The 26966-nt window shown below is 61.5% G+C and carries 24 protein-coding genes, 1 tRNA gene and 2 pseudogenes; 12 read left to right on the top strand and 15 right to left on the bottom strand.

The features are described 5' to 3' along the window. Nucleotides 1-12 precede the first annotated feature (12 nt). The 5 genes from ACIP0B_RS05165 to ACIP0B_RS05185 all read right to left on the bottom strand — a co-directional run bounded on the left by ACIP0B_RS05165 (nucleotide 13) and on the right by ACIP0B_RS05185 (nucleotide 5655). Nucleotides 13-1602, bottom strand: coding sequence for a ShlB/FhaC/HecB family hemolysin secretion/activation protein (locus tag ACIP0B_RS05165; RefSeq protein WP_400830282.1), 1590 nt, complete (start codon nucleotides 1600-1602; stop codon nucleotides 13-15). Between the two features lie 59 nt (nucleotides 1603-1661). Then, nucleotides 1662-2264: a transposase gene (locus ACIP0B_RS05170; protein WP_400830308.1), complete on the bottom strand. Its 603-nt coding sequence runs from the start codon at nucleotides 2262-2264 to the stop codon at nucleotides 1662-1664. Between the two features lie 340 nt (nucleotides 2265-2604). After that, the gene (locus tag ACIP0B_RS05175; RefSeq protein WP_400830310.1) at nucleotides 2605-3813 is read right to left on the bottom strand and encodes a DSD1 family PLP-dependent enzyme; all 1209 of its coding nucleotides are present in this window, start codon (nucleotides 3811-3813) and stop codon (nucleotides 2605-2607) included. A gap of 74 nt (nucleotides 3814-3887) precedes the next feature. After that, nucleotides 3888-5216, bottom strand: a complete 1329-nt coding sequence (locus ACIP0B_RS05180) for a D-arabinono-1,4-lactone oxidase (RefSeq protein ID WP_400830312.1) — start codon at nucleotides 5214-5216, stop codon at nucleotides 3888-3890. 76 nt (nucleotides 5217-5292) lie between these two features. Further along, on the bottom strand, nucleotides 5293-5655 hold the full coding sequence (locus ACIP0B_RS05185) for a c-type cytochrome (RefSeq protein ID WP_400830284.1): 363 nt from the start codon (nucleotides 5653-5655) through the stop codon (nucleotides 5293-5295). A 577-nt stretch (nucleotides 5656-6232) separates the two neighbouring features. Here ACIP0B_RS05185 and ACIP0B_RS05190 point away from each other — a divergent pair. Both ACIP0B_RS05190 and ACIP0B_RS05195 read left to right on the top strand, forming a co-directional pair. Next, on the top strand, nucleotides 6233-7858 hold the full coding sequence (locus ACIP0B_RS05190) for an NADP-dependent glyceraldehyde-3-phosphate dehydrogenase (RefSeq protein ID WP_400830285.1): 1626 nt from the start codon (nucleotides 6233-6235) through the stop codon (nucleotides 7856-7858). Between the two features lie 46 nt (nucleotides 7859-7904). Continuing rightward, entirely contained in the window at nucleotides 7905-8945 is a 1041-nt protein-coding gene (locus ACIP0B_RS05195; RefSeq protein WP_400830313.1) for an FUSC family protein, read from the top strand. Between the two features lie 3 nt (nucleotides 8946-8948). On the opposite strand, the gene ACIP0B_RS05200 is transcribed toward ACIP0B_RS05195, so the two are convergent. Next, the gene (locus tag ACIP0B_RS05200) at nucleotides 8949-9842 is read right to left on the bottom strand and encodes a DMT family transporter (protein ID WP_400830287.1); all 894 of its coding nucleotides are present in this window, start codon (nucleotides 9840-9842) and stop codon (nucleotides 8949-8951) included. Between the two features lie 137 nt (nucleotides 9843-9979). On the opposite strand from ACIP0B_RS05200, the gene ACIP0B_RS05205 reads away from it, so the two are divergent. Beyond that, the gene (locus ACIP0B_RS05205; RefSeq protein ID WP_085582410.1) at nucleotides 9980-10417 is read left to right on the top strand and encodes an Lrp/AsnC family transcriptional regulator; all 438 of its coding nucleotides are present in this window, start codon (nucleotides 9980-9982) and stop codon (nucleotides 10415-10417) included. 57 nt (nucleotides 10418-10474) lie between these two features. Next, on the top strand, nucleotides 10475-10801 hold the full coding sequence (locus tag ACIP0B_RS05210; protein WP_400830288.1) for a YceK/YidQ family lipoprotein: 327 nt from the start codon (nucleotides 10475-10477) through the stop codon (nucleotides 10799-10801). 71 nt (nucleotides 10802-10872) lie between these two features. Here the strand turns inward: ACIP0B_RS05210 and ACIP0B_RS05215 are convergent, their stop codons facing one another. Beyond that, complete coding sequence (locus ACIP0B_RS05215) at nucleotides 10873-11544, bottom strand: Bax inhibitor-1/YccA family protein (protein ID WP_085582406.1); 672 nt, start codon at nucleotides 11542-11544, stop codon at nucleotides 10873-10875. Between the two features lie 123 nt (nucleotides 11545-11667). Between ACIP0B_RS05215 and ACIP0B_RS05220 the strand changes: the two genes are divergently transcribed. Both ACIP0B_RS05220 and ACIP0B_RS05225 read left to right on the top strand, forming a co-directional pair. After that, nucleotides 11668-11755 (top strand) — tRNA-Ser (locus tag ACIP0B_RS05220). 125 nt (nucleotides 11756-11880) lie between these two features. Beyond that, nucleotides 11881-12051, top strand: a pseudogene (locus tag ACIP0B_RS05225) (GNAT family N-acetyltransferase); the annotation flags it as partial. A 114-nt stretch (nucleotides 12052-12165) separates the two neighbouring features. Here ACIP0B_RS05225 and ACIP0B_RS05230 read toward each other — a convergent pair. The 6 genes from ACIP0B_RS05230 to ACIP0B_RS05255 all read right to left on the bottom strand — a co-directional run bounded on the left by ACIP0B_RS05230 (nucleotide 12166) and on the right by ACIP0B_RS05255 (nucleotide 17928). Then, a complete protein-coding gene (locus tag ACIP0B_RS05230; RefSeq protein WP_400830290.1) occupies nucleotides 12166-13422 on the bottom strand; it encodes a purine-cytosine permease family protein in 1257 nt (418 codons plus the stop codon). 183 nt (nucleotides 13423-13605) lie between these two features. Then, on the bottom strand, nucleotides 13606-14580 hold the full coding sequence (locus tag ACIP0B_RS05235; RefSeq protein ID WP_400830291.1) for a biotin-dependent carboxyltransferase family protein: 975 nt from the start codon (nucleotides 14578-14580) through the stop codon (nucleotides 13606-13608). After that, on the bottom strand, nucleotides 14577-15449 hold the full coding sequence (locus ACIP0B_RS05240) for an allophanate hydrolase subunit 1 (RefSeq protein WP_400830293.1): 873 nt from the start codon (nucleotides 15447-15449) through the stop codon (nucleotides 14577-14579). The genes ACIP0B_RS05235 and ACIP0B_RS05240 overlap by 4 nt, the downstream gene beginning before the upstream one ends. Further along, nucleotides 15446-16819: an acetyl-CoA carboxylase biotin carboxylase subunit gene (locus ACIP0B_RS05245; protein ID WP_400830315.1), complete on the bottom strand. Its 1374-nt coding sequence runs from the start codon at nucleotides 16817-16819 to the stop codon at nucleotides 15446-15448. The genes ACIP0B_RS05240 and ACIP0B_RS05245 overlap by 4 nt, the downstream gene beginning before the upstream one ends. A gap of 10 nt (nucleotides 16820-16829) precedes the next feature. Next, nucleotides 16830-17075 (bottom strand): acetyl-CoA carboxylase, encoded by a 246-nt coding sequence (locus tag ACIP0B_RS05250; RefSeq protein ID WP_400830294.1) that lies wholly within the window; start codon nucleotides 17073-17075, stop codon nucleotides 16830-16832. A 94-nt stretch (nucleotides 17076-17169) separates the two neighbouring features. Continuing rightward, nucleotides 17170-17928 carry a 5-oxoprolinase subunit PxpA gene (locus ACIP0B_RS05255; RefSeq protein ID WP_400830296.1) on the bottom strand — a complete coding sequence of 253 codons (759 nt, stop codon included), beginning with the start codon at nucleotides 17926-17928 and terminating at the stop codon, nucleotides 17170-17172. Between the two features lie 140 nt (nucleotides 17929-18068). Between ACIP0B_RS05255 and ACIP0B_RS05260 the strand changes: the two genes are divergently transcribed. Then, nucleotides 18069-18986, top strand: coding sequence for a LysR family transcriptional regulator (locus ACIP0B_RS05260; protein WP_085582336.1), 918 nt, complete (start codon nucleotides 18069-18071; stop codon nucleotides 18984-18986). A 98-nt stretch (nucleotides 18987-19084) separates the two neighbouring features. On the opposite strand, the gene ACIP0B_RS05265 is transcribed toward ACIP0B_RS05260, so the two are convergent. Further along, nucleotides 19085-20119 (bottom strand): GNAT family N-acetyltransferase, encoded by a 1035-nt coding sequence (locus ACIP0B_RS05265; RefSeq protein WP_400830297.1) that lies wholly within the window; start codon nucleotides 20117-20119, stop codon nucleotides 19085-19087. Between the two features lie 507 nt (nucleotides 20120-20626). Between ACIP0B_RS05265 and ACIP0B_RS05270 the strand changes: the two genes are divergently transcribed. The 4 genes and pseudogenes from ACIP0B_RS05270 to ACIP0B_RS05285 all read left to right on the top strand — a co-directional run bounded on the left by ACIP0B_RS05270 (nucleotide 20627) and on the right by ACIP0B_RS05285 (nucleotide 23492). Next, nucleotides 20627-21199, top strand: coding sequence for a hypothetical protein (locus ACIP0B_RS05270; protein ID WP_400830299.1), 573 nt, complete (start codon nucleotides 20627-20629; stop codon nucleotides 21197-21199). A 59-nt stretch (nucleotides 21200-21258) separates the two neighbouring features. After that, nucleotides 21259-21447, top strand: a pseudogene (locus ACIP0B_RS05275) (LysR family transcriptional regulator); the annotation flags it as partial. A 341-nt stretch (nucleotides 21448-21788) separates the two neighbouring features. Continuing rightward, on the top strand, nucleotides 21789-23051 hold the full coding sequence (locus ACIP0B_RS05280; RefSeq protein ID WP_400830300.1) for an ImmA/IrrE family metallo-endopeptidase: 1263 nt from the start codon (nucleotides 21789-21791) through the stop codon (nucleotides 23049-23051). Next, entirely contained in the window at nucleotides 23052-23492 is a 441-nt protein-coding gene (locus ACIP0B_RS05285; protein WP_400830302.1) for a hypothetical protein, read from the top strand. It begins immediately after the preceding gene. Nucleotides 23493-23551: 59 nt separating this feature from the next. On the opposite strand, the gene ACIP0B_RS05290 is transcribed toward ACIP0B_RS05285, so the two are convergent. Then, on the bottom strand, nucleotides 23552-25018 hold the full coding sequence (locus tag ACIP0B_RS05290; RefSeq protein ID WP_400830304.1) for a DUF1254 domain-containing protein: 1467 nt from the start codon (nucleotides 25016-25018) through the stop codon (nucleotides 23552-23554). A gap of 215 nt (nucleotides 25019-25233) precedes the next feature. Between ACIP0B_RS05290 and ACIP0B_RS05295 the strand changes: the two genes are divergently transcribed. Next, on the top strand, nucleotides 25234-26526 hold the full coding sequence (locus ACIP0B_RS05295) for a DUF1254 domain-containing protein (RefSeq protein ID WP_400830305.1): 1293 nt from the start codon (nucleotides 25234-25236) through the stop codon (nucleotides 26524-26526). The last annotated feature ends 440 nt before the right edge of the window (nucleotides 26527-26966 follow it).

Below are 26966 nucleotides of genomic sequence, written 5' to 3' on the forward strand. Positions count from 1 at the left end.
AAAGTGCTCCTGTTAGAAAGTGGCCTGAAGGTTGAAGTGCAGGCGCGATTCCTGTTTCGAGGTGTTCGGCCCTTCGAGTAGCGGGTAGCCCCAGTCGAGGCTGCCGGACAGCCATTTGCTAAGGCTGGCGCGGGTGCCGAGGCCGACGCTGGCCAGGGCGTAGTCGGCGTCCTGGTCCGGCAGTTCGTCGCGCAGGTACAGTTGCGCGCCTTCGGCGAAGGCGTAGAAGCGCCAGTCCTGCATCCAGCCGCCGACGAACTTGGCCAGCGACGGCGTGCGCAGTTCCTGGCTGAGCAGGAAGCCGTCGTCGGCGGTGCGCTCGGCCGCCAGGTAGCCGCGCACCGAGGTCGCGCCGCCGGCGGAGAACTGCTCGTTGGAGACCAGCGGCCCGGAGGCGAGCTGGAACGCGGCCTTGCTTGCGCTCTGCCAGTCGTTGTCGAAGGTCCAGGTGAAGTTCGTGTCGCCCTTGACCACCGCGAAGCTCGGCTTGGCGCGGTAGCGCTTGTAGTCGAAGTCTTCGTCGGAACTGCCGTAGCCGAAGATGCTGCGGGTGGCGGCCACCAGGCTCAGGCCCAGGCCCAGCTGGCTCTTTTCGGTGTAGCGGTAGCCGTTGTAGGCGAAGGTGAACGGCGCGTACTTGAGCGGCACCTTGTCGCTCTCGCCGGCCAGGGTCAGGCGCTCGTCGAAGTCCTTGAAGTCGATGCCCGCCGACAGCGAGTTCGACCAACTGCCGCTGGACGGCAGCGTGTAGATCGCCGAGACCCCGTAGGAATGGCCCTTGCCCAGCACGTTGCTGCCGCCGAGGGTGGCGACGTTGCTGTCGGACTGGTAGCCGGAGAACTGCACGCTCCAGCGGTCGCTCAGCGGCGCGGTGTAGGACGCCGACCAGACCTTGGCGTTGTCGGTGTCCTGGGGTGCGGTGAAGTAAGTCAGGCTGATGCTGTGACCGAGCTGCCAGAGGTTGCTGTAGCCGAGGCTAGTGAAGGCGCGCAGCTTTTCGGTGTCGGCGCTGTAGTCGTTGTTCAGGCCGACGCTGGCGGTCCACGGGTTCTGGTCTTCGACCTGCAGGTCCACGTCCATGGTGCCGGGGCGCTGGCCTTCGCGCACCAGCGGCATGACCTGGCGGCCCGGCGTCTTGTTCAGTTGCGCCAGTTCGCCCTGCACCTTGGCGAAGTCCGGCACCTCGCCTTCCTTCAGCCCCGGGACGTTGTCGCGGATGTCCAGCGGCGAGTAGTGCTTGGCGCCGACCACCCGCACCCGGCCGACCTTGGTCTCGCTGACTTGCAGGTAGACGATGCCGTCGGCCACCGCCTGCTCCGGCAACTCGACGAACACCGATTGGTAGCCGCGATCCTGATAGGCCTTCTGCAAGGCGTCCCGCGCGCCTTCGATGTCGCTCAGGGCCTTCTGCGGGCCGAGGAACGGGTACACCGCCTCTTCGATGGCCCGCGCGTCGAGCACGGTGTTGCCGCGCACGAAGTATTCGTTGACGTCCACCAGGCGCTGCGGCGCGGTGCCCTCCTCGGCAACCGCAGGCTGCGCGCCGACCGTCACCAGCAGCCAGCCCCACAGCGCCAGCCGTGACTTGAAAATCCGTTCCACACCATTCCCCTGAATTCGCGATGGTCTACGGCGCGAAAGCGCCTTGTGTGCTGCGTCGGTCAATTGCTGGCGGCAGGCGCCCCGGCGTGCTTGCCCAGCCACGTGTGCAGCAGGGCGAAGTTCAACGAGAACTCGGGCATCTGCAGCAGCGCGCCGCAGAACACTTCGCCGATGATTTTCTGGATGAGCTGCACCGCACGCGGGTTGTTGAGCAGCGTGGCGGTGTCGCGGCTGAGGGTGCTGAAGCTCCAGACCTTCTGGTTCAGGCCAAGCCCCACGAACCAGCGGAACAGCAGGTTGTAGTTGAGCTGTTCGAACAGCTGCTGCTCGCTGGGCACCGAATACAGCAGTTGCAGGAGCAGGATGTGCATGACCGTCTGCGCGGGAATGACCCTGCCGGGCTCGGCATTGAGTTCATGCAGGAGGTCGCGGTGCTCGTCGAGCAGGTCATCGATCTGCGGGCGCAGCAGCACCAGCGAATGGCCCGGCGGAATGTAGCTGGAGACCTCCTTCAAGGCGCCCTGCCAGTCGTCCTGCGACACGATCCAGACCCACGGCGCACCGTAGCGGTACACCGACACCGGCTTCTTGCGCGCGGCCTCGACGATCTTCGACAGGCGTTGATCGAGTTCCTGCATGCCCACTTTCGAGTAGCGTTCCATAGTCCCCATTGCCTCACTCCCGGCGTCCCGCCTCGGCTTGCGAAAACAGCCCCGAAAGGCCCCTCAAGCGCGTTACATAGGCATGACCGGAATGGCGATGTGCTACCGAACTTTTGTCACAAAAGCTTCATTACCGAAGGTGGCGAAAGTGCGTGGTGAGTAGAGTTTGCGCCCGCCCCCCCCCCCTGTGGCGAGGGAGCTTGCTCCCGCTGGGCTGCGTAGCGGCCCCTGGCTTTTGAGGGCCGCTGCGCGCCCCAGCGGGAGCAAGCTCCCTCGCCACAGGGTTCCAGGTGCACGCTCCCATGCCACAGGGTTGGGCGCTTTCATCGGGGGAAAGCGGTCAGCCGTACACCGGCCAGGTATCGACGATCTTGCCCCCGCGCACCGCCAGCAGATTGCCGAACTGCAGCAGCACCGCTTCGGTCTGGGTCGGGCGCAGGAAGACCTGGTCCTCCACGTTCAACCCCACGGCGCTGGAGCCGTTGACCATCTCCTGGTTCGAACTGCGCCCGTAGACGCCGTTGCTTTGCAGCCCCGGCGGCGATTCGAACTCGGCCATCCAGTTGCCGCCGTAGATGAAGAAGGTCTGGCGCTGGTTGGTGTCCCACCAGGAGAACAGCTTCGACTTGTCGTCCAGCGCCGGGATGTTCACCGCGCCGGTGCTTTTCAGCACGGGGGTGGCGATGTAGGCGGCGGGCTCGTGCTCGACCAGCGACGGCAGGTCGTAGTGGGTCGGCTTGAGCATCGCGGTGCCCACCGACACTTCGGTGCTCAGGGTTTCGTTCTCATGCATGCGGTAGCTCGGGCTGCCGGCGGTGTTCAGGCACAGGCCGTCGTGCCACAGGGCCGGGAAGCGCTGGCGGGTGAAGTCCACGCAGCGTTGATAGATCGCCATCACCTTGGCGAACAGCTCCTCGGGCGAACCGAGGATCCCCGGCACGCCCATGCCCACGAACGGGTCGTAGCCCATGAATCCGGCGAACGACAGATGCTGCGGGTTGGCGGCGATCAGCGTGAGCATCTGCCCCAGCGTTTCCAGGTCGCCGACCCCGCCCCGGTGCAGCCCCACATCCAGCTCGATGTTGACCAGCATCCGCGTGCCCAGCCCCTGGGCCAGCGCCAGGTACTGCTGCAGGCGTTCGGGGCCGTCGAGCAGCCATTGCAGTTGCTTCGACGGGTCGAACGGGCCCTGGTGGGTCTGGTAGAACAGCTCGGCGGAGCGCACCGGCAACGGCTTGCCGAGCAGGATGTCGGACTGCGGGAACGTCACCGCGTCATGGTTGAGGAACGGCTGGTGGAACGACATCAGCCGCCGGGTGCCGGCACGCTGGGCGATGTAGCTCAACAGCCCCGGCGACGGCAGGGATTTCTCCACCAGCCGCAGGTGCTTGCCCGCCCGTTTGACCGAACGCACCACCACGTCGATGTTGTGGTCCAGCCGGTCCAGGTCGATCAGCATCACCGGGCGCATCGGCCCGCGGGCCTTGAGTTCGCGGTTCAGTTCGCGGAAATAGTCGCTGTAGGGCCCGCCCCGGTCACCGGGCCGCAACAACGCGCCCACACCGACCAGCAGCACGCCGACACCCAAGGTGCCCAACAGGAAATTGCGTCGGTCGACGGCCATCAGCTCACCCCCAGAATCGACGACAGATGGGCATTGAGGAACTTGCCCTGCGGATCCAGCGCCTGGCGCACGTCGACGAACTCACGCCAGCGCGGATACAGCGGCTGCAGCGTGCGGGCGTTGAGCGTGTGCAACTTGCCCCAATGCGGCCGGCCGTTGTACTTCCAGAAGATCGGTTCGACCGCGGCGAAGAAGTTGTGGTGATCCATCTGGTAATGCTGATGCACCGAGATCGAACAGCTGTCGCGGCCCTCGAACATGCTCAGCGGAATGTCGTCGGCCTTGACGTAGCGGTACTCGATGGGAAACCAGGTGCGCAGGTCCTTGTCGCGGATCAGCTTGAGGATCTCGCGCAGGCAGGCGGGCCCGTGCTCCGCCGGCACCGAATACTCCATCTCGTTGAAGCGCACGGTGCGCACGTTGGCGTAGATGTCGAACGAGTCGCCCACCCGGTCATCGAAACTGGCCAGGTGGCGCAGGCTGTTGAGCAGCGAGCTGCGCAGGTCGGGGAAGTCGCTGCCGTACTTGTCGAGCTTCTCGATCAGGGTCACGAACTCGTTGCCGCCCTCCTCTTCGGGGCTGATCGGCGGCGTGGCCGGGTCGCTGGTCTCGTTGAGGGCGATGGACAAGGCGTAGTCGGAATGGGTGACCACGAGCATTTCCCAGTGCTGGTTCTCCGAGGTGTTCTTGTCGAGGTCCTCCAGCAGCTCTTCGGTCTTGGCGATCCACTGGCGTTCGCGCAGGCGGTAGGCCGGACGGTTCTGCAGACGGATCTTGGTGGCCACGCCGAGGGCGCCGAGGGACACGCGGGCGGCGTTGAACACCTCGGGGTGGCGCTGGCTGTCGCAGTCCAGCACCTGGCCGTCGGCGCTCACCAGTTGCAGCCCGCAGACGTGGGCGGAATAGGACTGGAAGGTCTTGCCGGTGCCGTGGGTCGAGGTCGAAATCGCCCCGGCCAGGGTCTGGTAGTCGATGTCGGCCATGTTGTGCAGGGCCTGGCCGATGTCCTTGAGCGGCTGGCCCATGCGCGACATCGGCGTGCCGGCGGCGAACTCGGCCTGCAGGGTGTTCGGGTCGTGGTTGAGCAGGCCGTTGAAGTAGCTCAGCGACAGCAGCGTGCCGTCGGTGGGCACCAGCGCGCTGAAGGAATGCGCCGAGCCCACCGGGCGGATCCTGCCCGGTGCCTGGCGGATGGCCTGGCTCAACTCGTCAAGGTTCTTGGGCGCCAGCCGCGCCGCCGGCAGGCAGCTCTGCCCGCCCGACCAGTTGCGCCAGGGAATCAGCCGTGGCGCGCGCATCAACTGGCCCAATGCCGGGTTCGCCGCCAGCGCGCTGAACGCGCCGACGATGCTCGCCCGTTGCAGCAACTGACGCCGTGTCAGATCCATCGTCATGCGGGCACCCTTATTGTGGAATCGGTTGGTCGGCCATGAAGCCGATCAGTTGCAGGAATTGCTCTTCCGAGCACTCCACGCACTGGCCCATCGGCGGCATGCCGTTGTAGCCGTTGATGGCGTGGTCAAGCAGTGTGTCGCCGCCCTGGCGCACGCGCGGCTCCCAGGCCTTGCGGTCGCCGGTCAGCGGTGCGTTGGCGGCGGGGTTGGCGTGGCAGAGCTGGCAGGTGTTGGCGTAGATCTGCGCCAGCGCCGGATCGGTGGGCACGGCGGTACGGGCGATGCCGGCGGCGGCAGGCGGGCTGGCGTCATCGCCGCAGCCCCCCACGGCTACGGCCATCAGCAGCGGAAGCAGGAATCGGGCGGCCCCCATGGCAATCCTCGCGTGTGGCGCCGCGCCCGTGGCGGCGGCGCCTTTGTTGTTGTGGTCAAGGCAGGGTCAACCTTAAGCCAGCGACACGCGACGGTTGAGGGCATTGCGGGCCAGCGAGGGGGCATCCGGGGCCAGGGCGCTGTTGCGCGAACGGCATTTGCCTTGCGGCGCCCCGGCCGGCGCCATCGCGGGCAAGCCCGCTCCCACAGGTTAGGCGGCGCTTACAACACTTGTGAACGACAGAGAACCTTGTGGGAGCGGGCTTGCCCACGATGGCGGCAGGTCAGCCAGCCATCAACTCACTGACACTCACTCATCGCGAGCAGGCTCGCTCCCACAGGGTGCTGCGTTGAACACAAATGCTGCATTCGGCCGCTCCCTCCTGTGGGAGCCAGCCTGCTGGCGATGGCGTCGGGTGAGCCGACCATTGAGCACCTGACACTCCGCCATCGCGGGCAAGCGGCTCTGTTTCGCGCCTTTGCCTGACCCGCACGGGTTTAACTCCGGGGCCGTTCAGGCGTATAACCACTGAAGCCTTTTCCAATCCGCACGCCGACATCATTTACAGGGTAGTGACATGACCTCAGCAAACATCCTTGGCAACCTGTTCCCATCTGTCAGCGACATCCCGGAGAAATACCGCCTCGACGGCCAGACCGAGCAACGCGAATACCTGGTCGACGGCCAGTTGCGCCGCTGGGACGGCCCGCTCGCCACCGTGCGCAGCCCCGTGTATCTGCACGGCGACAGCGGCGACGAACAGGTGATCCTCGGCAGCACGCCGCTGCTGGACGCCGACACCGCCCTCACCGCCCTCGACGCCGCCGTGCGCGCCTACGACCGGGGCCAGGGCCTGTGGCCGACCATGCGGGTGGCCGAGCGCATCCAGCACGTCGAGGCGTTCCTGGGGCGCATGCGCCAGCAGCGCGACGCGGTGGTGAAGCTGCTGATGTGGGAGATCGGCAAGAACCTCAAGGATTCGGAAAAGGAGTTCGACCGCACCTGCGACTACATCGTCGACACCATCAACGCCCTGAAGGAACTCGACCGCCGCTCCAGCCGCTTCGAGCTGGAACAGGACACCCTCGGCCAGATCCGCCGCGTGCCGCTGGGCGTCGCGCTGTGCATGGGCCCCTACAACTACCCGCTGAACGAGACCTTCACCACGCTGATCCCGGCGCTGATCATGGGCAACACTGTGGTGTTCAAACCGGCCAAGCTCGGCGTGCTGCTGATCCGTCCGCTGCTCGAAGCCTTCCGCGACAGCTTCCCGACCGGCGTGATCAACGTGATCTACGGCAGCGGCCGGGAGACCGTCAGCGCCCTGATGGCCAGCGGCAAGATCGACATCTTTGCCTTCATCGGCACCAACAAGGCCGCCAGCGACCTGAAGAAGCTGCACCCCAAGCCGCACCGCCTGCGCGCCGCCCTGGGCCTGGACGCGAAGAACCCCGGCATCGTCCTGCCGGAGGTGGATCTGGACAACGCCGTCAGCGAGGCGGTCACCGGTTCCCTGTCGTTCAACGGCCAGCGCTGCACGGCGCTGAAGATCCTCTTCGTCCATGAGGACGTGGTCGACCGCTTCATCGAGAAATTCAACGCCAAACTGGCCAGCCTCAAGCCAGGCATGCCGTGGGACAGCGGCGTGGCGCTGACGCCGTTGCCGGAGTCGGGCAAGGTCGACTACCTGCACGGCCTGGTGGCCGACGCGGTGAGCAAGGGCGCGGCGGTGGTCAACCCCAACGGCGGCGAGGCCCGCGCGTCGTTCTTCTACCCGGCGGTGCTGTACCCGGTGACGCCGCAGATGCGCGTCTACCAGGAAGAGCAGTTCGGCCCGGTGGTGCCGATCGTGCCGTACCGTCACCTCGATACGGTGATCGACTACGTGCTGGAGTCCGACTTCGGCCAGCAGCTGAGCCTCTTCGGCACCAACCCGGTGGCGATCGGCCGTCTGGTGGACACCTTCGCCAACCAGGTCGGCCGCATCAACCTCAACGCCCAGTGCCAGCGCGGCCCGGACACCTACCCGTTCAACGGCCGGAAAAACTCCGCCGAAGGCACGCTGTCGGTGCACGACGCGTTGCGGGTGTTTTCGATCCGCACCCTGGTGGCGACCAAGTTCCAGGACAACAATAAGGATCTGATCAGCGAGATCATCCGCGGGCGGGACTCGAACTTCATCGCCACCGACTACATCTTCTGAGGAGCGAACGCCGCTGAGCACCTTCAGCCCCCACCGCTGGCCGCCGCTGCTGCGGCGGATCCTGCGGCCGCTGCTGGACCCTTACCGGCGCTACCGGCATGCCCGGCTGATCCACGCCGTGCGGGTGGCGCTGGGGCTGCTGGCGACCATCGCACTGACCACCGGCATCCACCTGCCCCACGGCGAGTGGGCGTCGGTGACCATGCTGGTGGTGATCGGCGGTCTGCAGCATCACGGCAACATCGGCAAGAAAGCCGCCGAACGCGCCACCGGCACCTTGATCGGCGCCGGCGTGGGCCTGGCGCTGGTGGCGCAGCAGGCCTGGCTCGGCCTGCCGTGGTTGACCTACTTCGCCATGGCCGTGGTCTGCGGCTTCTTCTCCTATCACGCCATCGGCAAGGGCGGCTACACCGCCCTACTCTCGGCCATCACCGTATTCATCGTCGCCGGCCACGGCGACAACCCCATCACCGACGGGCTGTGGCGCGGGGTCGACATCCTGATCGGCATTGCCCTGGCCCTGGCCTTTTCCTTCGCGTTGCCGCTGTACGCGGTGTATTCGTGGCGCTACAACCTGGCCGACGCCTTGCGCGACTGCGCGACGGTGTACGGACGGATCATCGGCGGCCAGCCGGTCAACGCCGATGAGCACCTGAAGCTGATGAACCGCCTGAACGCGGCGATGGTGCAGCTGCGTTCGCTGATGCCGTCGGTGTCCAAGGAAGTGAACGTGTCGATGACCGAACTGGATGCGATCCAGCGCAACCTGCGCCTGTGCATCAGCACCCTGGAGATCCTCGGCAACACCCGGCCGGACGCCAGCGACCCGCACGCCATGGCCCATCTGCAAGCGGCGCTGAAGGCCGAGCACCGGCACGTCCGCGTGCAGTTGATCGGCATGGCCCGGGCGCTGAAGTCCGGCGCCGTCAAGCGCCTGGATCGCCCGATGGCGCTGCCGGACGCGAGCCTCGACGCACCGGTCTACAGCCCGCTGGACGGTTACCGTCTGCTGACCCGGCAACTGGCGGCCAACATCGGCGACATGCGCCAGCGCCTGGCGAAGTCCGCCCCGCGCTGGAACCTTTGAGGACTACTGCGCGGCCAGGCGCCGCGGTTTCAGGCCCCAGCCCTGCTGCATGCCGGCGGCGGCCAGCAGAATCGCCGCCACACCCACCCATTGCAGGGTCTCCAGGCGATGGCCGAAGGCGAACCAGTCGACGAAGATCGCCGCAATCGGGTAGATGAACGACAGGGCGCCGGTCAGCGCGGTCGGCAGTTTCTGGATCGCGCCGTACAGCAGCACATACATCAGCCCGGTGTGGACGATGCCGAGCGTCACCAGGCTGGCCCACGCGTTCGGCGTCTGGGGCAGCGCGGAAAAGTGCGCGAACGGCGCCAGCGCCAGCACGCCGGTGCACACCTGGATCAGCGCGATCAGGTGCGGCGGCGTGCCGGTGAGGCGCTTGATGATCAACGCCGCGATGGCATAAAGAAACGCCGCGCCCAGCGCCAGGGCGATGCCCGTCAGATAGTCGTTGCCGCTTTCGCCCTGCCCGCCGTGGGCGCTGACGATGGCCAGCATGCCCATGAACGACACCGCCAGCCAGAACAGTTTCTGCACGGTGATCTTCTCGCCGAGGAACAGCGCCGCCAGCCCCACCAGCATGAACGGCTGCACGTTGTACACCGCCGTGCCGATGGCGATCGAGGCCCGCGAATAAGAGGCGAACAGCAGCACCCAGTTGCCGACGATCGCCAACCCGCTGAGCACCGCCAGCAGGAAGGTGGTGCGGGTCAGGATGCCCGGCCGCAGAAAGCCGAACGCGGCACAGACCAGCAGCAAGGTGCCGGCGCCGAACACGCAGCGCCAGAACACCACATCCAGCACCGGTTGTCCGGACACCAGCACGAACCAGCCGATCGTCCCGGAAATCAGCATGGCGGCGGTCATTTCGAGTGAGCCGCGGCGGAGGGTCTTGTCCATTTTCAATCTCCTGTGTTGTGGCCAAAGTATGCCAAGCCGTACCGACACCTCTCCAGCGCAAAAAGAAGGCTAAACTGAAGATCCGCCTTTTTTATCGAGGGTGGTTTCCATTCCCTGCCTAATGCCGGAGCCGCACCATGACCGACGACATCGACCAGATCCTCATCGGCGCCTTGATGGAGGACTCGCGCCGTTCGCTCAAGGCGCTGGCGCAGATCAGCGGCCTCTCCTCCCCCAGCGTGGCCGAACGGCTGAAACGGCTGGAGGAGCGCGGCGTGCTCAAGGGCTACACCGTGGAGATCGACCCGAAGTGTTTCGGCTACCAGTTGCAGGCCATCGTCCGGGTGCGGCCGCTGCCGGGGCAGTTGCAGGAGGTGGAGCGGCAGATCCTGTCGATCCCCGAATTCACCGAGTGCGACAAGGTCACCGGCGAGGACTGCTTCATCGCCCGCCTGCATGTGCGCTCGATGGAACAGCTGGACACGTTGCTCGACCGCCTCAACACCCTGGCCGAGACCAATACCGCCATCGTCAAGAAGACCCCGGTGAAACGACGGTTGCCGCCGATGAACTGAGTGCTTTGGCGGCAGGATCGGCGTAGATTGAGATTTTTCCGGCGAAGGAATCGCGACATGAGACTTCTGGCGATGGGGCTGGCGGCATTGATGCTCGCCGGCTGCGGGACGGTGCAGACGGTGGCGCGCACCGATCAGACTTCCGTGGACTACCTCAAGGACAAGAAAACCTACTGCGGCGCCGTACCGCGGATCTACAGCGGCGTGACATTCGATTTCTGTCAGTTGCATGCCGAGCTGGGAGAAGGCGTTGACGCCTTCGACTACAACAACGCGTCACTCGGCTTGCTGATCGATGCGGCCGCGTCCGGAGTGCTGGACACCCTGCTGTTGCCCTACACGGTCTACCGGCAGCAGACCGACGGCAGCATCGTCATCAACTGATTGGGCCTCCTGCGTTTTCACAGGCAACAAAAAACCCGCCGAGGCGGGTTTTCTGTTGTTGCGACAGCCGATCAGTCGTCGCGGCCCAGAATGCCGAACAGTTGCAGCAGGCTGACGAACAGGTTGTAGATCGATACATACAGGCTGATGGTGGCCATGATGTAGTTGCGCTCGCCGCCGTGGATGATCGCGCTGGTCTGGAACAGAATGCAGACCGACGAGAACAGCACGAAACCTGCGCTGATCGCCAGCTGCAGACCGCTGATCTGGAAGAAGAAGCTGGCCAGCGTCGCGCCCAGCAGCACGAAGAAGCCGGCGGTGATGAAACCGCCCAGGAAGCTCATGTCCTTGCGGGTGATCAGCACATAAGCCGACAGGCCGCCGAACACCAGGGCGGTCATCGCGAATGCGGAGCTGACGACTTCAGCGCCGCCCTGCATGCCCAGGTAACGGTTGAGGATCGGGCCGAGCAGGAAGCCCATGAAACCGGTCAGGGCAAACGCCGACACCAGGCCCCAGGCCGAATCGCGAAGCTTGTTGGTGAGGAAGAACAACCCGTAGAAACCGATCAGCACCACGAAGATGTTCGGGTAACCGACGCGCATCTGCTGGGCCACGAACGCCATCACACCGCTGAATGCGAGGGTGAGCGCCAGAAGGCCGTAGGTGTTGCGCAGGACGCGGCTAACTTCTAGCTGCTCGGCCTGCACGCCGTTGTGAACTGCGTAATCCTGTTCGCGCATGGCGACACTCCTGTTGGTTTGAAACGTTCAGTCGCAAAGATGATAACAGACGCTCTGTAACAAGCCATGCACAGAGTTTGACAGTGTGTTTCATTCAGGTATTATGGCGCCCGCAACGCAAACGGAGGTGTGGCCGAGTGGTTTAAGGCAACGGTCTTGAAAACCGTCGACTGTAACAGGTCCATGAGTTCGAATCCCATCGCCTCCGCCATCTTATGTACGACAAAGCCCTGATTATTCAGGGCTTTGTCGTTTCTGGCGACAGGGTTTAGCCAGCACTTGAGGCGTCTTGAAACCAAGCTGCCGAAGTCAACTGAACAGCGCAGTCGAACACCCGCACGGCAGAATGTGGGCAGAGCCCTGGTGCAGCGTTTGCTGGAACAGGCGGCTCAACGGTTTCGGGTCGTGCGTCTATCTACAGACACACCAGAAGGCGCCACCTTCTACCTTCGCTGCGGGTTTCACCCCATACAGGATGCGTGCGCGACTCATCAGAAATCATTGTGAAAGGTACCTCCTATGGCCTCGGCCAAGTCTGAGTGAAGTCCCTGGAGGGGGTCACTATTGATGTACGCCACAAATGAGCCCCCCCTGCTGTACGAATCCCCCGGTGACGCCCTCTCACTCGCCAATAGTAGCCTTCAGCCCCAACCGCACCCGCTGGGACAACCCCGCCTGCAAGGCAAACGCCACCACCACCGTCGCCGGCGCAGAAAAACTGCTCACTCCACCACCGGCAAACATCAACGCCAGCCCCAGCGCCGTCGCGCCGAACCATGCGCTCAACCCGACCGGATTGAATGCCGCCACTCGCTCCAGCGCCGCCCCATCATTGCGTCCGCAGAGAATCTGCGCCAAGGCCACGCCGACCCAGGCCACCACGAAAATCCCCTGATAGGCCAACGCCTTGAGAAGGTAGGCGAACACGTCCGCCAGCATCAGCCCGTAGACGACCACACCGACCACCAATGCCCACATCAGGTACGAACCGCGTACGCCGAAGCGGCCGAAGAATGCCTGCATGTTCAAGGTGGCCAGATAGTAGTTCGCGGTGTTGATGCGGGTTTGCGTGGCCCAGACGAACAGCAACCCCCACAGGCCCATCAACTGCAGGATCGCCATCACCACCGAGACTTCATTCAGCGCGCCCTCATGGGGAATGCTGCTGACCAGGTAGATTCCCGCCGCACCGTTGAGCAAGAACGTCACCGCGTAGAACGGCATGCCGAAGTTCCAGCGGCCGTGGTATTCGGCGTCTTCAGGTTGGCCGAAACGCGCGTAGTCGAAGGTGAACAGCATCAGGATCCAGACGCCCATGTAGGCGACGAAGCAGTGCCACCAGCCGAACGCGTCGGGGGTGGCCGGGCCGAAATCCAGCCATTGCGGCTGGTAGCCATAACGGCTGACCGACAGCCCCACCGCCACCAGCAGCCCGCCGAGGTACACGGGCAGCAGAACGCCGTTAAGCTTGTCGAGCCAGTGCTGCACGCTGCCGAGGATCATCGGTACGCTGTACAACACCACGGCCAGAGCCGCCAGCGGATAGATCAGTTGCGGATACAGGTGATTGAGCGCCACGGCGATCACCGAGCCTTCGAACACCGCGTAGTAGATCGCCGTGGAAAAGAAGATCAGCGTCGCCAGGCTGGCGCCGGTGCTGCCGAACAACAGCCGTGAGAACAAGGCCACCGACAAGCCGCTGCGGATCGCGAAACGGCTGAGCACACTGTTGACCAAGCCGTAGCTGATCACCGACAGCACCATGCCGATCAGCGCATTGCGCGCACCGAACGACAACGCCAGCGACGCGCCGACGACGATGTAGAACATCGCGCTGCACACCGCCCACCAGGCCATGGTCAGCGACAGTCGCCCCATGCGCGCTTCGGCCGGTACGGGATGATGGGCCGGGTCTTGCCCGGTTTGACTCGATTGCGATAAAGCAGCCATATGCGTGAACTCCAGAACCAGTCAAAGGTTGAAGCGCGGGCAGCCGTCACCGCACCGGAGTGCGGCGTTGGCTCACCGTTTGGCATGGCCCGCGCGATGCGGCGGGCAGAATCAGGAAGGGAACAGCTTGCTCAGGCAGCTGAGTTTTTTCTTATAGGAACGTCGCGCTTCCAGCGCCTCTTCGAGGGTCACCGCGACAAAGCGGGCCTTCTGGTTGGGTTGCATCTGGCCGATCAAGTCGAGGTCGGCGCTGATCACCGTGCCGATCATCGCGTAGCCGCCACCGGACACCGCGTCGCGGTGCAGGACAATCGGCTCAAGCCCCGCCGGCACCTGGATCGAGCCGATCGGGTAGCAACTGTCGACGATGTTCGACGGATCGGAACCGGCGCCGAACGGCTGTTCGCGGGGCTGGAAGCTCAGCGCACTGCCGCCCTTGAAGCGATAGCCGATGCGGTCGGCCTCCGAGCCCACCGTCCAGGGCTCGGCGAAAAAGCTCTTCGCCGCGGATTCACTCAGGCGCTCGTAATACAGCCCCGGCACGACGCGCAGGGTGATTTCGCCGCCCAGCGATTGGCGCAACGCCATGGGCAGGCTGGCCCCGGCTCGGCCCTTGCCGCTGGCGGTGCCGATCGGCAATTCGTCGCCGGCGACCAGTCGGCGCCCCGCAAAGCCACCCAGCCCACCCAACGCATAGGTCGAACGGCTGCCGAGCACCACCGGCACATCGATGCCGCCCGCCACCGCCAGATAGGCCCGGGCGCCGGCCTTCGGAAAATCGAAACGCAGCACCTGCCCGGCCTTCACCTCGAACGCCGTGTCGTGGTGCATTTCCACACCGTCGACACGCGCCGTCATGTGCGCACCGCAGACCGCCACCAGCGCGTCCTGCTGAAACTCCAGCTCAGGCCCGAGCAACGTGCACTCCAGCGCAGCCAGGCCCGCGGGGTTGCCGACCAGTTGGTTGGCCGCGCTCAAAGCGTATTGATCAAGCGCCCCCGAAGGCGGGATGCCCAAGTGGTAATACCCTTCGCGCCCCTGATCCTGCACGGAGGTGGCCAGGCCGGGTTTGAGTACCTTGATCATGCCAGCACCTCCTGCAACGACTTGGGATAACCGATCGGATCGGCGAGGAACGCATCCAGGGAAAACTCCACCGGACGAATCCGCAAATCAAAGCGCCCGGCGTCCACCTCAGCGACCGCACGGTCGTAGGCGTCACGGTCGATCGGCTTGAACTGAACGATGTCCCCCGGGCGGAAAAACACCATGTGTTCCTTCAAGTACGCGAGGTGCTGATGCGGGTCGTAGATCGGTGCCGGCGTGACGCCGAACATCTGATAGCCACCGGCACCGCGCACCGAGTAGATGCAGCCGAAGCAACCGCCATGGCCGAGGGTCAGCTTCGGTGTATCGGTGCGCGGCCGCAGGTACTTCGGCACCTGCAACTGACGCTCGCGTTCAACCATCTGGAACATGAACGGCAGCCCGGCCACGAAGCCGACCATCGAGACGAACCACGGTGCGCCGCTGTGGGCGGCGATGAACGCATCGACGTCCGCCAGACCGTTGATCCGCGCGGCGTACTCAAGGTCGGTGGCGCTGGGATCCTGATGCCGGTCGCGGAAACGCATCAGGGTTTCGTGGGTCCACGGGTCGTTGTACAGCACCGGAATCTCGATGATCCGTGTCTGCAATGTGCGCTCGGAAACGGCCTCGGCTTCGGCGCCCTTCACCGCTTCCAGCAACGCATGCGGAGCAATGCGGTCCGGGTCGAAACGGATCTGGAACGACGCGTTGGCCAGGCACACGTCGAGCACGCCATCCAGCGCCAGGCGCTCCACCGCGCGGGTGACGGCCAGCCCCTTGAAGAACGCGTCGAGGGACATGCTGTCGCTGACCTCGGCAAACAGATGCTCATCGGCACCGAAGCTGTAGCGGATCGGCGTGCTCATGCTTGACCTCCATGGCGGCGCGCCGCCAGCCAGGTTTCCAGGGTGCCGGTGTGGAAGTCGGCGCTGTGCAGCCACGCTTGCTCGAGCAATTCGCTGTGCAGCGTCAGGGTGCTGGCCATGCCGGACAGTGTGGTCTGTTCCACCGCTGCCCTCGCCCGACGCAATGCTTCGGCGCGGTCAGCACCGTGCACGATCAACTTGGCCAGCAGCGAGTCATAGTAAGGCGGCACGCGGTAGTATTGATACAGGTGAGTGTCGACACGAATGCCTTCGCCCTGCGGCCAGATCAGTTCCTCGACCAGACCGGGACTCGGGAAGAAGTCGCGCTGCGGATCTTCGGCGTTCAAGCGCATCTGCAGCGCGGCGCCGTTGAGTTGAATGTCACTCTGCTTGAAACCCAGCGGTTCGCCGCCTGCAATGCGCAACATGGCCTGGACCAGATCGATGCCGGTGATCAACTCGCTGACCGGGTGCTCGACCTGAATCCGCGTGTTCATCTCGATGAAGAAGAACTCACCGGTTGCGTCGTCATACAGATACTCCAGCGTGCCGGCGCCCTTGTAGCCCAGGGCTTCGGTCAGGCGCACAGCACTGGCGCAGAGGGTTTCCCGCTGCTGTTGGCTGAGCACCGGCGACGGTGCCTCTTCGAAAATCTTCTGCCGACGGCGTTGCAGTGAGCACTCGCGCTCGAACAAATGCACCGCGTGCTGACCGTCGCCCAACACCTGCACTTCAATGTGCCGGGCCTGACCGATAAACCGCTCAAGGTACACCGCGCCGTTGCCGAACGCAGCCTGGGCTTCGCGCTGGGAACGGGGAAACTCTTCAGCAAGCTGCGCAGCGTTTTCCGCCAGGCGAATACCACGCCCGCCGCCACCGGCCGAGGCCTTGATCAGCAACGGGAAACCGACGGTTTCAGCAGCCTTGAGCGCTGACTCAAGATCAGACAGCTCGCCCGGCGACCCCGGCACCACCGGCACCCCCGCCGCCAGCGCGGTGCGCCGGGCTTCGGCCTTGTCGCCCATGCGCCGGATCGTCTCTGCGCTCGGGCCGACGAAAATCGCGCCGGCCGCCACCACCGCTTCGGCGAACTCCGCGTTCTCCGAGAGAAAGCCGTAACCCGGGTGTACCGCGTTGGCGCCTGTGGCTTTCAAAGCACCGAGCAAGGCTTCGACATTCAGATAGCTTTTATCGGCGCGCGCCGGGCCGAGGACGTGTACCTCATCGGCCATGCGCGCGGCGAGGGAATCGACGTCCGCTTCACTGCACGCGGCCACAGTGGGAATCCCCAGCTCCCTGGCGGCGCGAATAATCCGCACCGCAATTTCGCCACGGTTGGCGATCAACAATTTATGAATACCTTGGGTCATGATCACGCCCTCACTCGTCGTCGAGCGTTGCGATGACTTGACCCGGTTCCACCGGATCGCCGTCTTCCACCAGAAATGCGCTGAGGCGACCGGCCGTCCCGGCGGTCAGTTCGGAAAACTGCTTCATGACCTCGATCAGGCCGATCACCGTGTCGGCGCTGACCTGCGCGCCCGGCTCGACGTAGTTCGCCGATTCCGGCGTGGCTTTGCGATAGAAGGTCCCGGGCAACGGGGTGATTACAGTGCGTTCGGCCATGTCTGTTCCTTTTGGAATAGTTGTAGAAAGGCAGGCAAAAAATCCATGGATGGGGCAACCTTGGCGTCTGTGTGCCAGGTGTTTTCGCGGGCGATCAGCGCGGTGCGCGCACCTCGATCCCGGCGTTGTCGAGCGCCGTGCGGGTGGCCTCGACCAGCGCCAGGGCGCCCGGGGTGTCGCTGTGCAGGCAGATGGAATCGAATTCGATGGCCAGGTCTTCACCCTCCACCGTGCGCACCACGCCTTGCTGGCAGGCGCGCAATACCCGCGCGGCGACGTGTTCCGGGTCGTAGGCACGCACGTTGCGGGTGAAGACGATGGAGCCGCTGAGGTCGTATTCGCGGTCGGCGTAGAACTCGCGGATCACCGGTTGGCCGAGTTCTGTGGCGACCCGCCAGATCACCGAATCCGGCATGCAATACAGCAGCAGGTCCGGCTCCAGGCGCTGCAGGTTTTCCACCAGCAGACGCGCCGCCTCCTCGTCCCGCGCCAGGTGCATATAGAGCGCGCCGTGGGGTTTGATGTGTTGCAGCGCCACGCCTTGAACCCGAGCCAGTTCACGCAGGGCGCCCAACTGGTAGAGCATGTCGTCGACCAGTTCCTGAGCCGGTGCGTTGATGTGCCGACGGCCGAAACCGACCAGATCGCGAAACCCCGGATGCGCGCCGATGGCCACGCCCAGGCGCTTGGCCTGTTCGACGGTGCGGCGCATGGTGCCCGGGTCGCCGGCATGAAAACCGGTGGCGATGTTGGCCGAGCTGATGAAGCCCATCAGTTCGTTGTCGACACCGTCGCCGATGGTCCATGGGCCAAAGCCTTCACCCATGTCCGAGTTGAAATCTACTGCTTGCATGACGCTTACTCCTGACGCTTGTGACTTCATGCAGGTCAAAGTAGATTCCCGATCACCCCTTGGGAAGATCTATTAACAGATAGGTCATCTTCTGAAAAACAGATAGCCTGAAAACCGCGACCTCGCCGACCGGAGTGCCCATGTCACTGACCTTGCGCCAAGTGCGCTATTTCGTCGCCACCGCCGAGATCGGGCAGATCTCCCAGGCGGCGATTCACCTGAACATTTCCCAGTCGGCGGTGACCACGGCGATCAAGGAACTGGAAGGCCTACTCGGCACGTTGCTGTTCCAGCGCTCGGCGCAAGGCATGAGCCTGACCGACGCCGGGCGGCACTTCCTGAACCGGGCCTACGTGATTCTGCGCAGCGTCGACGACGCCTTGAACAGCCCGCTGCCGGACATCCGCGCCAGCGGCGTGCTGCGCCTGGCAGCGAGCTACACGGTGTTCGGCTACTTCCTGCCGCACCACCTGCAGCGGCTGGAACACTGGCATCCCGACGTCACCATCGAAGTCCACGAGCAGGAACGCCAAGCCATCGAACAAGGCCTGCTCGAAGGCCGCTTTGACATGGCCGTGGTGCTCACCGCCAACCTCACCCACCCGGACATCGTCTCGGAGACGCTCTTCAACTCCGAACGCCGGTTATGGCTGCCCAGCCACCATCCCCTGTGCGAGCGCTCGGCGGTCAGCCTGGCCGACGTGGCGAAAGAACCCTTCATTCTGCTGACCGTCGACGAGGCCGAACAAAGCGCCATGCGCTACTGGGAAAATGCTCGCCAGCAACCCAACGTGCGCGTCCGCACCAGCTCAGTGGAAGCCGTGCGCAGCATGGTCGCCAACGGCAGCGGTGTGGCGATCCTGTCGGACCTGGTGCACCGCCCCTGGTCGCTGGAAGGCAAACGCATCGAAACCCTGACCATCACCGACAAAGTCACCCCGATGAGCGTCGGCCTGGCGTGGCACCGCGAACAGGCGTTCAGCCCGGCGATGCATGCGTTTCGCAATTATTTCCATGATGCGTTTTTGGCGCCGCAGCAGTTGTCTGCGCGGCGCTGAAAGAGGTCGAGACGATGGCCTGGTTTGGTGGATTTTTGTGGTGCGGTTTTGAGGCGTTTTGCGTGGTTGTGGCGCGAGGGGTTACTCTTCAATAAGGTCTAGTCACTGAACGCCCACTTAAGCATCGGCAGATACCGGGGCTCGCCACATACTGGACGTGGTACATCGCGCACATACTGTGCACCGAGCAGCTCGTAGAAGCCCCGAGCCGACGGGTCCGACTCTACCGCTAGAGTGCTCACGCCCAGCCCTCGCACTACAGCCAGAGCATGCCCCACCAGGCGCCGACCGTGACCACTTCCCATAGACTGCGGGTCGACCCAGCAATGTTCCAACTGCCAGCCGTCCTCGCCGTTCTCAAGCCCATAAAAGCCCAGTAGTTGGCCATCCACTGCGACCAGCACCGCGTATTGGCCGGTCATTTGCCCGGGGTGGAAAGTCAGCGCGGCCTCCCATGCCTTCATCCAGGCTTCGGGGTATCCCCAATGGGCCTTGCTGCGCTGAGCCAAAGCACTGAGCGCCCGCGCATCAGCCCCCCGGGATGGGCGAAGGGTCGGCGTGTCGTCCTCCAGCAAAGCTCGCCCCGCCGGGTCAGTGGCCAGCAGGCTGTACTGGTGCAGGTTGAGGAAGCGCCCGTTCTTGTATTCCACATCCCGCAGGGTTCCCTCCAACACGAAGCCGAGCCGCTCCAGCAAACCGGTGCTGGCGGGGTTCTCTGGCTCAACATCTGCGTGGATGCGGTGTACGCCGAGGGTGCTCAGGGCAAAGCGGAGGATGGTGGACAGGCAGTCGCGCATCAGCCCCCGTCCCCAGTGTTCCGGCATCAGCCAATAGCCGATTTCCAGGCTGCGATCGGAGTGTGACCAATCATTGAAACCGCAGGCGCCTACCAGTTCGTTCCGCCCCGGCAAGGTAACGCCCCACCAAATGCCCCGGTGCTCTTCCAGCAGCGCGTCATACCAGCGCATCTGTTCGTCCGTCGCTTCGAGGTTGTCGTAAGACACGCCGTAGTGGGCAACTACCTGCGGGTTGGAAAGCCCGGCAAAAATCGCCTCGACGTCATTGCGATAAATCCGTCGCAGCGTGCAACTGGGCAGGAAGAACTCGGGAAAGTCGACAGCAAGGTCCATCATATTCTTATCCAGGGCTGGGTCAGTGCAAAAATGTTCGCAGCAAAGGGCGTGGGAGTAAAAGGACAGTCAGGAGGCTATCGGGCGGAACAGTCCCAAAAGAAGTCATTGGTAAAGAGGGGACGGATCTATTTTCTGAAAGTAGATCCGTCCCCTTTCTATGCCGCCCGGCGATGCATGCGTTTCGCAATTATTTTCACGAGCGTCTTTGGTGCCGCAGCAGTTGTCAGCGCGGCGGTGAAAGTGGTCGAGACGATGGCCTAGTTTGGTGGATTTTTGTGGTGAGGTTTTGAGGCGTTTTGTGTGGTTGTGACGCTAAGATTTTGGCCGTTTCGTGCCCTTTAGAAGGGATAGCGAATGGCTGTGGACTCAACCGGTCGATTCAACGCTGTGTTAGCAACAGGGAATTGGGCACCTGAGTGAGTTCATTTCGTCGGAAAGCCCCGAACAAAGAGGCCGGAGTGCAGTCAGACCGGGATCTCAACCCCCGCCCCTGGAGGCGTATCGATCATGAAGAAAACCCTGGTTGTTGCAGCAGTCTGTGCATTCGCGCTTGGCGCCACGGCTTTGCTGCCCGCCGACCTCTCGCCGATTGGTTCGGCTTATGCCGGGGGCAATGGTGGCGGTGGCGGTGGCGGTAATGGTGGTGGCCACGGCGGTGGTAACGGGGGTGGCAATGGCAGTGGTCATGGCGGCGGCAACAGCGCCGGACACAGCGGTGACAATGGCGGTGGTGACGGCGATGGAAATGGTCACGGCAACGGCAAGGGCAAAGGCGCTCTTGGCCATACGAGTGCCCCGTCCGACGGCAGCTCCGGCATCCACGGTGCGAAGCGCAATGGCAAGGTCGAAGGTGCCGAGCATGCTGGCAAGGCCATCCGCGACCACGGCGTGAACGGCAAGCACAGCGGCACTACCAAGAACGACAGTAAGGGGCATGGCGCGACGACTGCGTCCGTAGCCCATTCGAAGGATACCCGTGGCCTGTCCAAGGCAACGGCGATCTCCGATACCACGCCGGGAACCCACAATATCAAGGGCCTGGACAACGCGGCTGATTCGTCCTCCAAGAACGATCGCTGATCTGCTGCTTTCGTGCACCGAAAGGGCCGGCCTGAATAGGCAGGCCCTTTTTATTCGCCCTTCTATACCGCCCCTGGTCGCTGGAAGGCAAATGCATCGAAAACCTGACCATCACCGACAAAGTCCCCCCGATGAGCGTCGGTTTGGCCTGGCACCGCGAACAGGCGCTCAGCCCGGCGATGCATGCGTTTCGCAATTATTTCCATGATGCGTTTTTGGCGCCGCAGCAGTTGTCTGCGCGGCGGTGACGGAGGCTCCAACTATGGACTTTCCTGTGGGTTATTACGGTGCACACGCAACCCACCGCTGCAGCATCCAGGATATGGCGAAGCTGAACCTGATGTTCCCGTTGAACCAAGCGATTGGGGCGTAGGGAATTGAATCAGCCGCGCCGGCACAGCCGAGTGCCTGTTGGAAAGTCCAGCTATAGTCTCAAGAGTTGAAAGACTGCGCTCCCGCTATCCCGACTCGAAAGGATCCGTATGAAAAGAATGGAGACCTGCACGTTGGCTTCCCTGCCCCGATATCTCCTCCCAAGCCGGGGATCACGCCACCTCGATAGTCTACTTCGACCGCAGGGATACTTGCCGTGCAGATCGATCGCAACATCACACTACTAGTCCTATCAGGTGTCACCGCGCTTGCGCTGATACTCACTCTTGGCACCTCGCTCAGTCACTCCCGACGAGTTGAATTGCGTGAGAACAGATTTCTGCAAACCATTGAGAAGTACAAGCAGATGGGACTGCTTGAAAACGATTTGGTGATTGACGGGACTCTTCGTTACCGGCTGTCGTTGGCTACCCTCGATTACTCTGAGGAAAAAACATTTGCCGTCGTAAAGTCCGAGTTAAAAAAGCAGCAGGCACTGATGCTGCAAGAACCTCACAACGTAGAGCGTTTGCTATCTTTCAAGGAATACGTGACCGCTCTGGCGAGCAGAATGACCGCCAACAGCGTATTTAATGGTCGTGTTTCCGTTAATGAAGTCCCTCAAAAAAACCAATTGAACATCCTATTTCTAAGCAGCGACCCCGATCATATTTTAACTGGCTTCGAGAATATCTCCTGTGCTTTCACCGGCACATCCAATGTAGTCCTGTGTAACTCAAAAACGGTAAGCAGAATACTGGACGACTTTGATCACGCTTCGGAAAATTTCTCCACAGCTATCGCCACCTTCGACAGCAGCGGGAGTCTTACAATCGACTCCCTGGCCAACGGCGACATTCTTAAGCAACTTCTAAAACAGAATTTTCTGACATGGCTGCTGGGACATGAGATTGGGCACGTCATATTGCATGGGAACAAAGTAAGTTCAGGTTCCAGGCCTCTACATTTCGATTTTGTTTACGATGCCAAGGAGCGTGAGGCAGATGCTTTTGTCGTTCACGCGGTACGTGCTGACAACACGCTTCAGGCAGCCTTCCCGGTGATCCTCCTAGAATTCATTGAACAGCGTTATCACAAGATTTATCAGGAGCAATACGGATCATCGGCCATGGTATTTCCCGCAAGAAATCTTCCGGCGGAAATAATTTCCATCACAGCGACTTCATACAGCATGCCCCTGCTGGTGCGTGCGATGAGACTCATGGATCAATCTATACATGACAACCCAAAGGCCCTAAACCAGGCAACTTATAGCGTGATAGACGGCAGATTGGCCTATGTAGGCTCTTACAAATTTACCGATTACTACGAATTCCTGAAGACTAGAGTGACTATTTTAGAGAAGCCATCAATTCAAAGCTCAAAAATCGCCATCTACTTATTAACGTTCGGGGTAGCCATTGCACTTGCATTACTAATCCACTCCCAACTGCTCCGCAAAAAATCAAGGAGAATATAAATGAGATTAATTGCACTGATTGCAGGACTTTGTATTCTGGGAGGCGCCACATACCTCACCTTTCAATGGAGCGAAGCAGCTGAACTGGGCTTTGAGGGCGGACAAGCACTTGATCTTTCGAGCGTATTCCTGGTTGTCGGCCTAATGCTTTTCGGCTTGATTTTCGGATGTCTTTTTCGGCAACTGTCTGGTCAGCATAGAGCTATTAACCTATTGACCGAGCTAAAGATCGTCTTCACTTCGAGCAGCTTTCTTTCGGCTCTCTGCGTTTCACCTTTTGTATTCATGTCAGTGTACGCCGTTGTAAAGGGCAGCCCTGGCGATCCGGCTTCGATGCTCTTGGCATTTCAGAATGGATTTTTCTGTGAATCCGTATTTTCCAAATTATTCCCCAACTACTCCAACGAAATCGACAACTCGAAGGGTGCCACTTCTGGATAAATTTGACAGAAAAGGAGACAGATCCATTTTCTGAATAGTAGATCTGTCCCCTTTGCTGATCACTCAACCAGTTCGATGTCCGGTAACTTGAAGGTCTTGTTATTCAGGGCCTCGGTCCCACCGTAGAAGCGCATAGCTGGCAACGGTCGTTTTCCTGCTGTCGGAATCCAGTTGCTCTCCAGCCCCTCAGGCGATTTGGGACCAAGGTATATCGTGGTGCTGCCGTCGACATTCTTCTTCATCGAGTCCAGATCGTATGAGGACAATGTCGTGCGGCCGCTATCGCTATAGATGAATGCGTTGTTATCACGGTTATAGACCGTGAACGCCCAGAACTGCTTGACCGGCATCTGAGCAGGCACATCGAGCTTATAGAGTTTGCCAGCTTCCAGCGGTTTGCCGTTTCTGTCCGCCATGGCCATCAAGTACTGAGTTGCCGGCGAATCGCTGAGCTGCTTGGGCATGAAAGTGCACCAGAAATATTCGGCGGCCCGGCCAATGAGATCGATGTTGTCTTCGTATTCAAATGTAAAGCGCCTATTTTCATCGGTCATCAGCAGCGAAGCGTAGTGGCGATCCGGCCAGTAGAGTTTGTCTTTCGGGATGTTGTCGAACCAATGCTGCAAATAAAACCATGCATCGATGGCCGCCTGACGCATGGCTTTTTGGGTGGTCTCGTCAGGCGCAAACGGTTTTCCTCGCTCGATGCCCAGTGAGCGCAACATGCCGAACATCACTTTGTCCTGTGGCCGTGGTGGCTCGACGGTCATCACCGCGTGCATATCTTCGAAATGCCTTTCATCGTAATAAGGCAGGGTCGGATAAACCTCGTTGATCGGGTCGATAAAACGTTGTTGCGGCGGATTTTTCGCTTCGGCCAGGTAATACATGCGCAGTTTCTGGGCGTACTGATAGGCATCGTCTGCGGATTTTCCTGGTGCACGCACGGAACGGAAGGCCAGCGCGATCCGGTAATTGGGTGACGTGACGTGAATATAGCCGGCCGGGATGCTGCCCTTATAGCCGGGAGGGGTAAACAGCAGCTTGCCACCCTTACCCTTGTCCAAACCGGATGGGCCGACATCGGCAATGGTGAACTGCCAAGCGTCTACGACCTGGCCATAGACGCTGCCTTGCGCGCCCGCGGGTGGCACTTCCAGAACAACCGGGCCCTTACGCAAATCGGTGAATGCGGCGATGTAAGGGGTGATGCTGTTGGCAGTAATAGCCTCTAGTTTTGGGGTTGCCGGCGCAGAGTAGGCAATGAAGTCGTTGTCCTTGGCGCCCAGTTTTTCAAACGCAGCGCGCCGGAAGCTGTAGATGGAAATCGCCGGCATGTTCCACAAGACGGCCTCAAACGCCCGCTGGTACTTTATCTGATAGTCAAAATCCTTGATTGACGTCTGCGAGCCAGGAGGCGGTTGGCCTCCCTGGGTTTCAGTACCGTCTTGCGTATAGCCTGCCTGGGAGCTGGTAAGGACCGCCAAGGCCAACGCAATTGCAGTCAGCGTTCGAACTCTGTGCATCGTCTCTACTCCATCAGGTAACCGATGATTGGCCGGTAAACGATGATCACTATAGTCAAACGATGATCTGCGTCCCTGTCAGTTTCCCCAAATGGTCACGACAGGCGAGAGTCGGCCCATTGCGGAGGTTGCCCTAAGGCGTATCCACAGCCAAAACGGCCTTCTGGATTCACGCCTACACTTCCAGTTCCATTCAGAGCGTACCGGGAGTTCTCATGAAGAGAGCCATATTCGCCGCTTCTCTAATTTCAATAGCGTTCCCGGCCTTTGCCGAAATCACCGATAAGACTGCGAAGGATGCCTATATCTATGCCTACTCGATGGATGAGGCCTACAAGTTTTTCTATGAGACCGCAGTCAAAACAAACACCCCGTTGAATCGCTTCCAGAATATCCGTCACTTGGCCGACGACACCTACACCGATCACCCGACGATCAACAACGACACTCTGCACCTGCAAGGCTGGATGGATGTGGCGGCCGAGCCAGTAATAATCAGCGTGCCGGACATGGATAAAGGTCGCTATTGGATTCTGCACACGATGGACATGGGCCATTACACAGTGACAATGATCGGTTCGCGCACTCGTGGGCAGAAGGGTGGGCGCTTCATGTTCGCCTCGCAGGACTGGAAGGGTGAGGTGCCGGGAAGCGTGACGGAAGTAATCCGGGTGGATTCTGATTTGATCAAAATAATGGGTCGGATAATGGCCACCGGTAAGGACGATGAGAAAGTTGCCCTTGGTTACATGGATCAGTGGAACCTTCGAACACTGTCACAATACCTAGGGGAACCAGGGCCGAAGGAGAAAACCCGCATTTACCCTGACTACGACAAATCCAACTGGCTGCAACGGGTCAACTTCGTATTGTGTGAAGGGAGTCTGGGCAAGGCTGATGACAAGTGGTTGGCGCAGTACAAGGAAATTGGTCTGGAGCCGTGCAAACAGGACTTCACTCAGGAGCAGCTGGCCGCCGCAGAAAAAGGCCAGAAACTGGGGATGGAACATCTCAAGGAACTGGCGCCGAAAATGACCAATGCCGGCAAGTTGCTGGGGACTCGTAAACAGTTGGGTGATGGCGCCCGTGATCTTTTTGCCGAGGGCACCTTGATCGGCCAATGGGGACTGCCACCTGATGAGTCGGTGTACCTCCAAGCGGTAAAAGGCAGCGACGAGAAGGTACTCAACGGCGCAAATGGCAAACATTACCGCATCCACTTAAAGTCCCCGGACGTGAGTCAATTCTGGTCATTCACCGTGTATGGCAACGACAATCGCCTGATGGCCCATAACGACATTAATCGTCACAGTCGGGGCGACCGCACGCTGAAGAAAGGCAAGGACGGCTTCTACACTATAAACTTGGCAGCCAACGGTCAGGAAAGCGACCCTAATTTCCTGCCAATTCCGGAGAAGGACTTCTACGTTATCTTGCGGCTTTATGGGCCGAGCAAAGACATCCAGGAAGGCAAGTACAAAATGCCGATAATCGAATTTGTGAAGTAGATAGGCGCGACGAAGAGAAAGCGCCGTTCGTTACCACGGGTGCGTTTCTTTTGGCAACGTTGGTTGGTGAGTAACTGCTAAAAACGCCAGATGTCCCTTCCACGTATGGCCGAAAGCAGCGATACCTGAAGGGCTGCTTCTTGCCGGGAGCGGCTGTTCGTAACTGGCAGCTTTCAGCTGTGGATTCCACCGCGACAATGCAGCACCTCCAAAAGACTTCGCCCTCTCATCAGCAAACGCTCCACAAACTCCTGTCGTGCACTGGCGGTCTCGTCGGCAGTTCACCGACTTTCGGGGAAGCCTGCCCTCACCGTCTCGCACCTGCCCTGAACAGTTGGGCAACCCATTCAGGTTCGTTGCCCCCTCCTCCAGCAAAAACGACCGCCCCACAGGAGCCTTAGCACGGCAGACTCGCACTGCAATTCGTCCGCGGTCGACGA

This window comes from Pseudomonas sp. NPDC089534, from assembly GCF_044749305.1.
Classification (GTDB): domain Bacteria; phylum Pseudomonadota; class Gammaproteobacteria; order Pseudomonadales; family Pseudomonadaceae; genus Aquipseudomonas; species Aquipseudomonas ekonensis.

Excerpts from the sequence above, each read along its gene's own strand:
- ACIP0B_RS05235 (WP_400830291.1), bottom strand. The coding sequence starts at position 14,580 with ATGATCAAGGTACTCAAACCCGGCCTGGCCACCTCCGTGCAGGATCAG.
- ACIP0B_RS05295 (WP_400830305.1), top strand. The coding sequence starts at position 25,234 with ATGAAGAGAGCCATATTCGCCGCTTCTCTAATTTCAATAGCGTTCCCG.
- ACIP0B_RS05210 (WP_400830288.1), top strand. The coding sequence starts at position 10,475 with ATGAGACTTCTGGCGATGGGGCTGGCGGCATTGATGCTCGCCGGCTGC.
- ACIP0B_RS05215 (WP_085582406.1), bottom strand. The coding sequence starts at position 11,544 with ATGCGCGAACAGGATTACGCAGTTCACAACGGCGTGCAGGCCGAGCAG.
- ACIP0B_RS05205 (WP_085582410.1), top strand. The coding sequence starts at position 9,980 with ATGACCGACGACATCGACCAGATCCTCATCGGCGCCTTGATGGAGGAC.
- ACIP0B_RS05190 (WP_400830285.1), top strand. The coding sequence starts at position 6,233 with ATGACCTCAGCAAACATCCTTGGCAACCTGTTCCCATCTGTCAGCGAC.
- ACIP0B_RS05265 (WP_400830297.1), bottom strand. The coding sequence starts at position 20,119 with ATGATGGACCTTGCTGTCGACTTTCCCGAGTTCTTCCTGCCCAGTTGC.
- ACIP0B_RS05200 (WP_400830287.1), bottom strand. The coding sequence starts at position 9,842 with ATGGACAAGACCCTCCGCCGCGGCTCACTCGAAATGACCGCCGCCATG.
- ACIP0B_RS05170 (WP_400830308.1), bottom strand. The coding sequence starts at position 2,264 with ATGGAACGCTACTCGAAAGTGGGCATGCAGGAACTCGATCAACGCCTG.
- ACIP0B_RS05240 (WP_400830293.1), bottom strand. The coding sequence starts at position 15,449 with ATGAGCACGCCGATCCGCTACAGCTTCGGTGCCGATGAGCATCTGTTT.
- ACIP0B_RS05260 (WP_085582336.1), top strand. The coding sequence starts at position 18,069 with ATGTCACTGACCTTGCGCCAAGTGCGCTATTTCGTCGCCACCGCCGAG.
- ACIP0B_RS05255 (WP_400830296.1), bottom strand. The coding sequence starts at position 17,928 with ATGCAAGCAGTAGATTTCAACTCGGACATGGGTGAAGGCTTTGGCCCA.
- ACIP0B_RS05270 (WP_400830299.1), top strand. The coding sequence starts at position 20,627 with ATGAAGAAAACCCTGGTTGTTGCAGCAGTCTGTGCATTCGCGCTTGGC.
- ACIP0B_RS05285 (WP_400830302.1), top strand. The coding sequence starts at position 23,052 with ATGAGATTAATTGCACTGATTGCAGGACTTTGTATTCTGGGAGGCGCC.
- ACIP0B_RS05230 (WP_400830290.1), bottom strand. The coding sequence starts at position 13,422 with ATGGGGCGACTGTCGCTGACCATGGCCTGGTGGGCGGTGTGCAGCGCG.
- ACIP0B_RS05185 (WP_400830284.1), bottom strand. The coding sequence starts at position 5,655 with ATGGGGGCCGCCCGATTCCTGCTTCCGCTGCTGATGGCCGTAGCCGTG.
- ACIP0B_RS05250 (WP_400830294.1), bottom strand. The coding sequence starts at position 17,075 with ATGGCCGAACGCACTGTAATCACCCCGTTGCCCGGGACCTTCTATCGC.
- ACIP0B_RS05245 (WP_400830315.1), bottom strand. The coding sequence starts at position 16,819 with ATGACCCAAGGTATTCATAAATTGTTGATCGCCAACCGTGGCGAAATT.
- ACIP0B_RS05290 (WP_400830304.1), bottom strand. The coding sequence starts at position 25,018 with ATGCACAGAGTTCGAACGCTGACTGCAATTGCGTTGGCCTTGGCGGTC.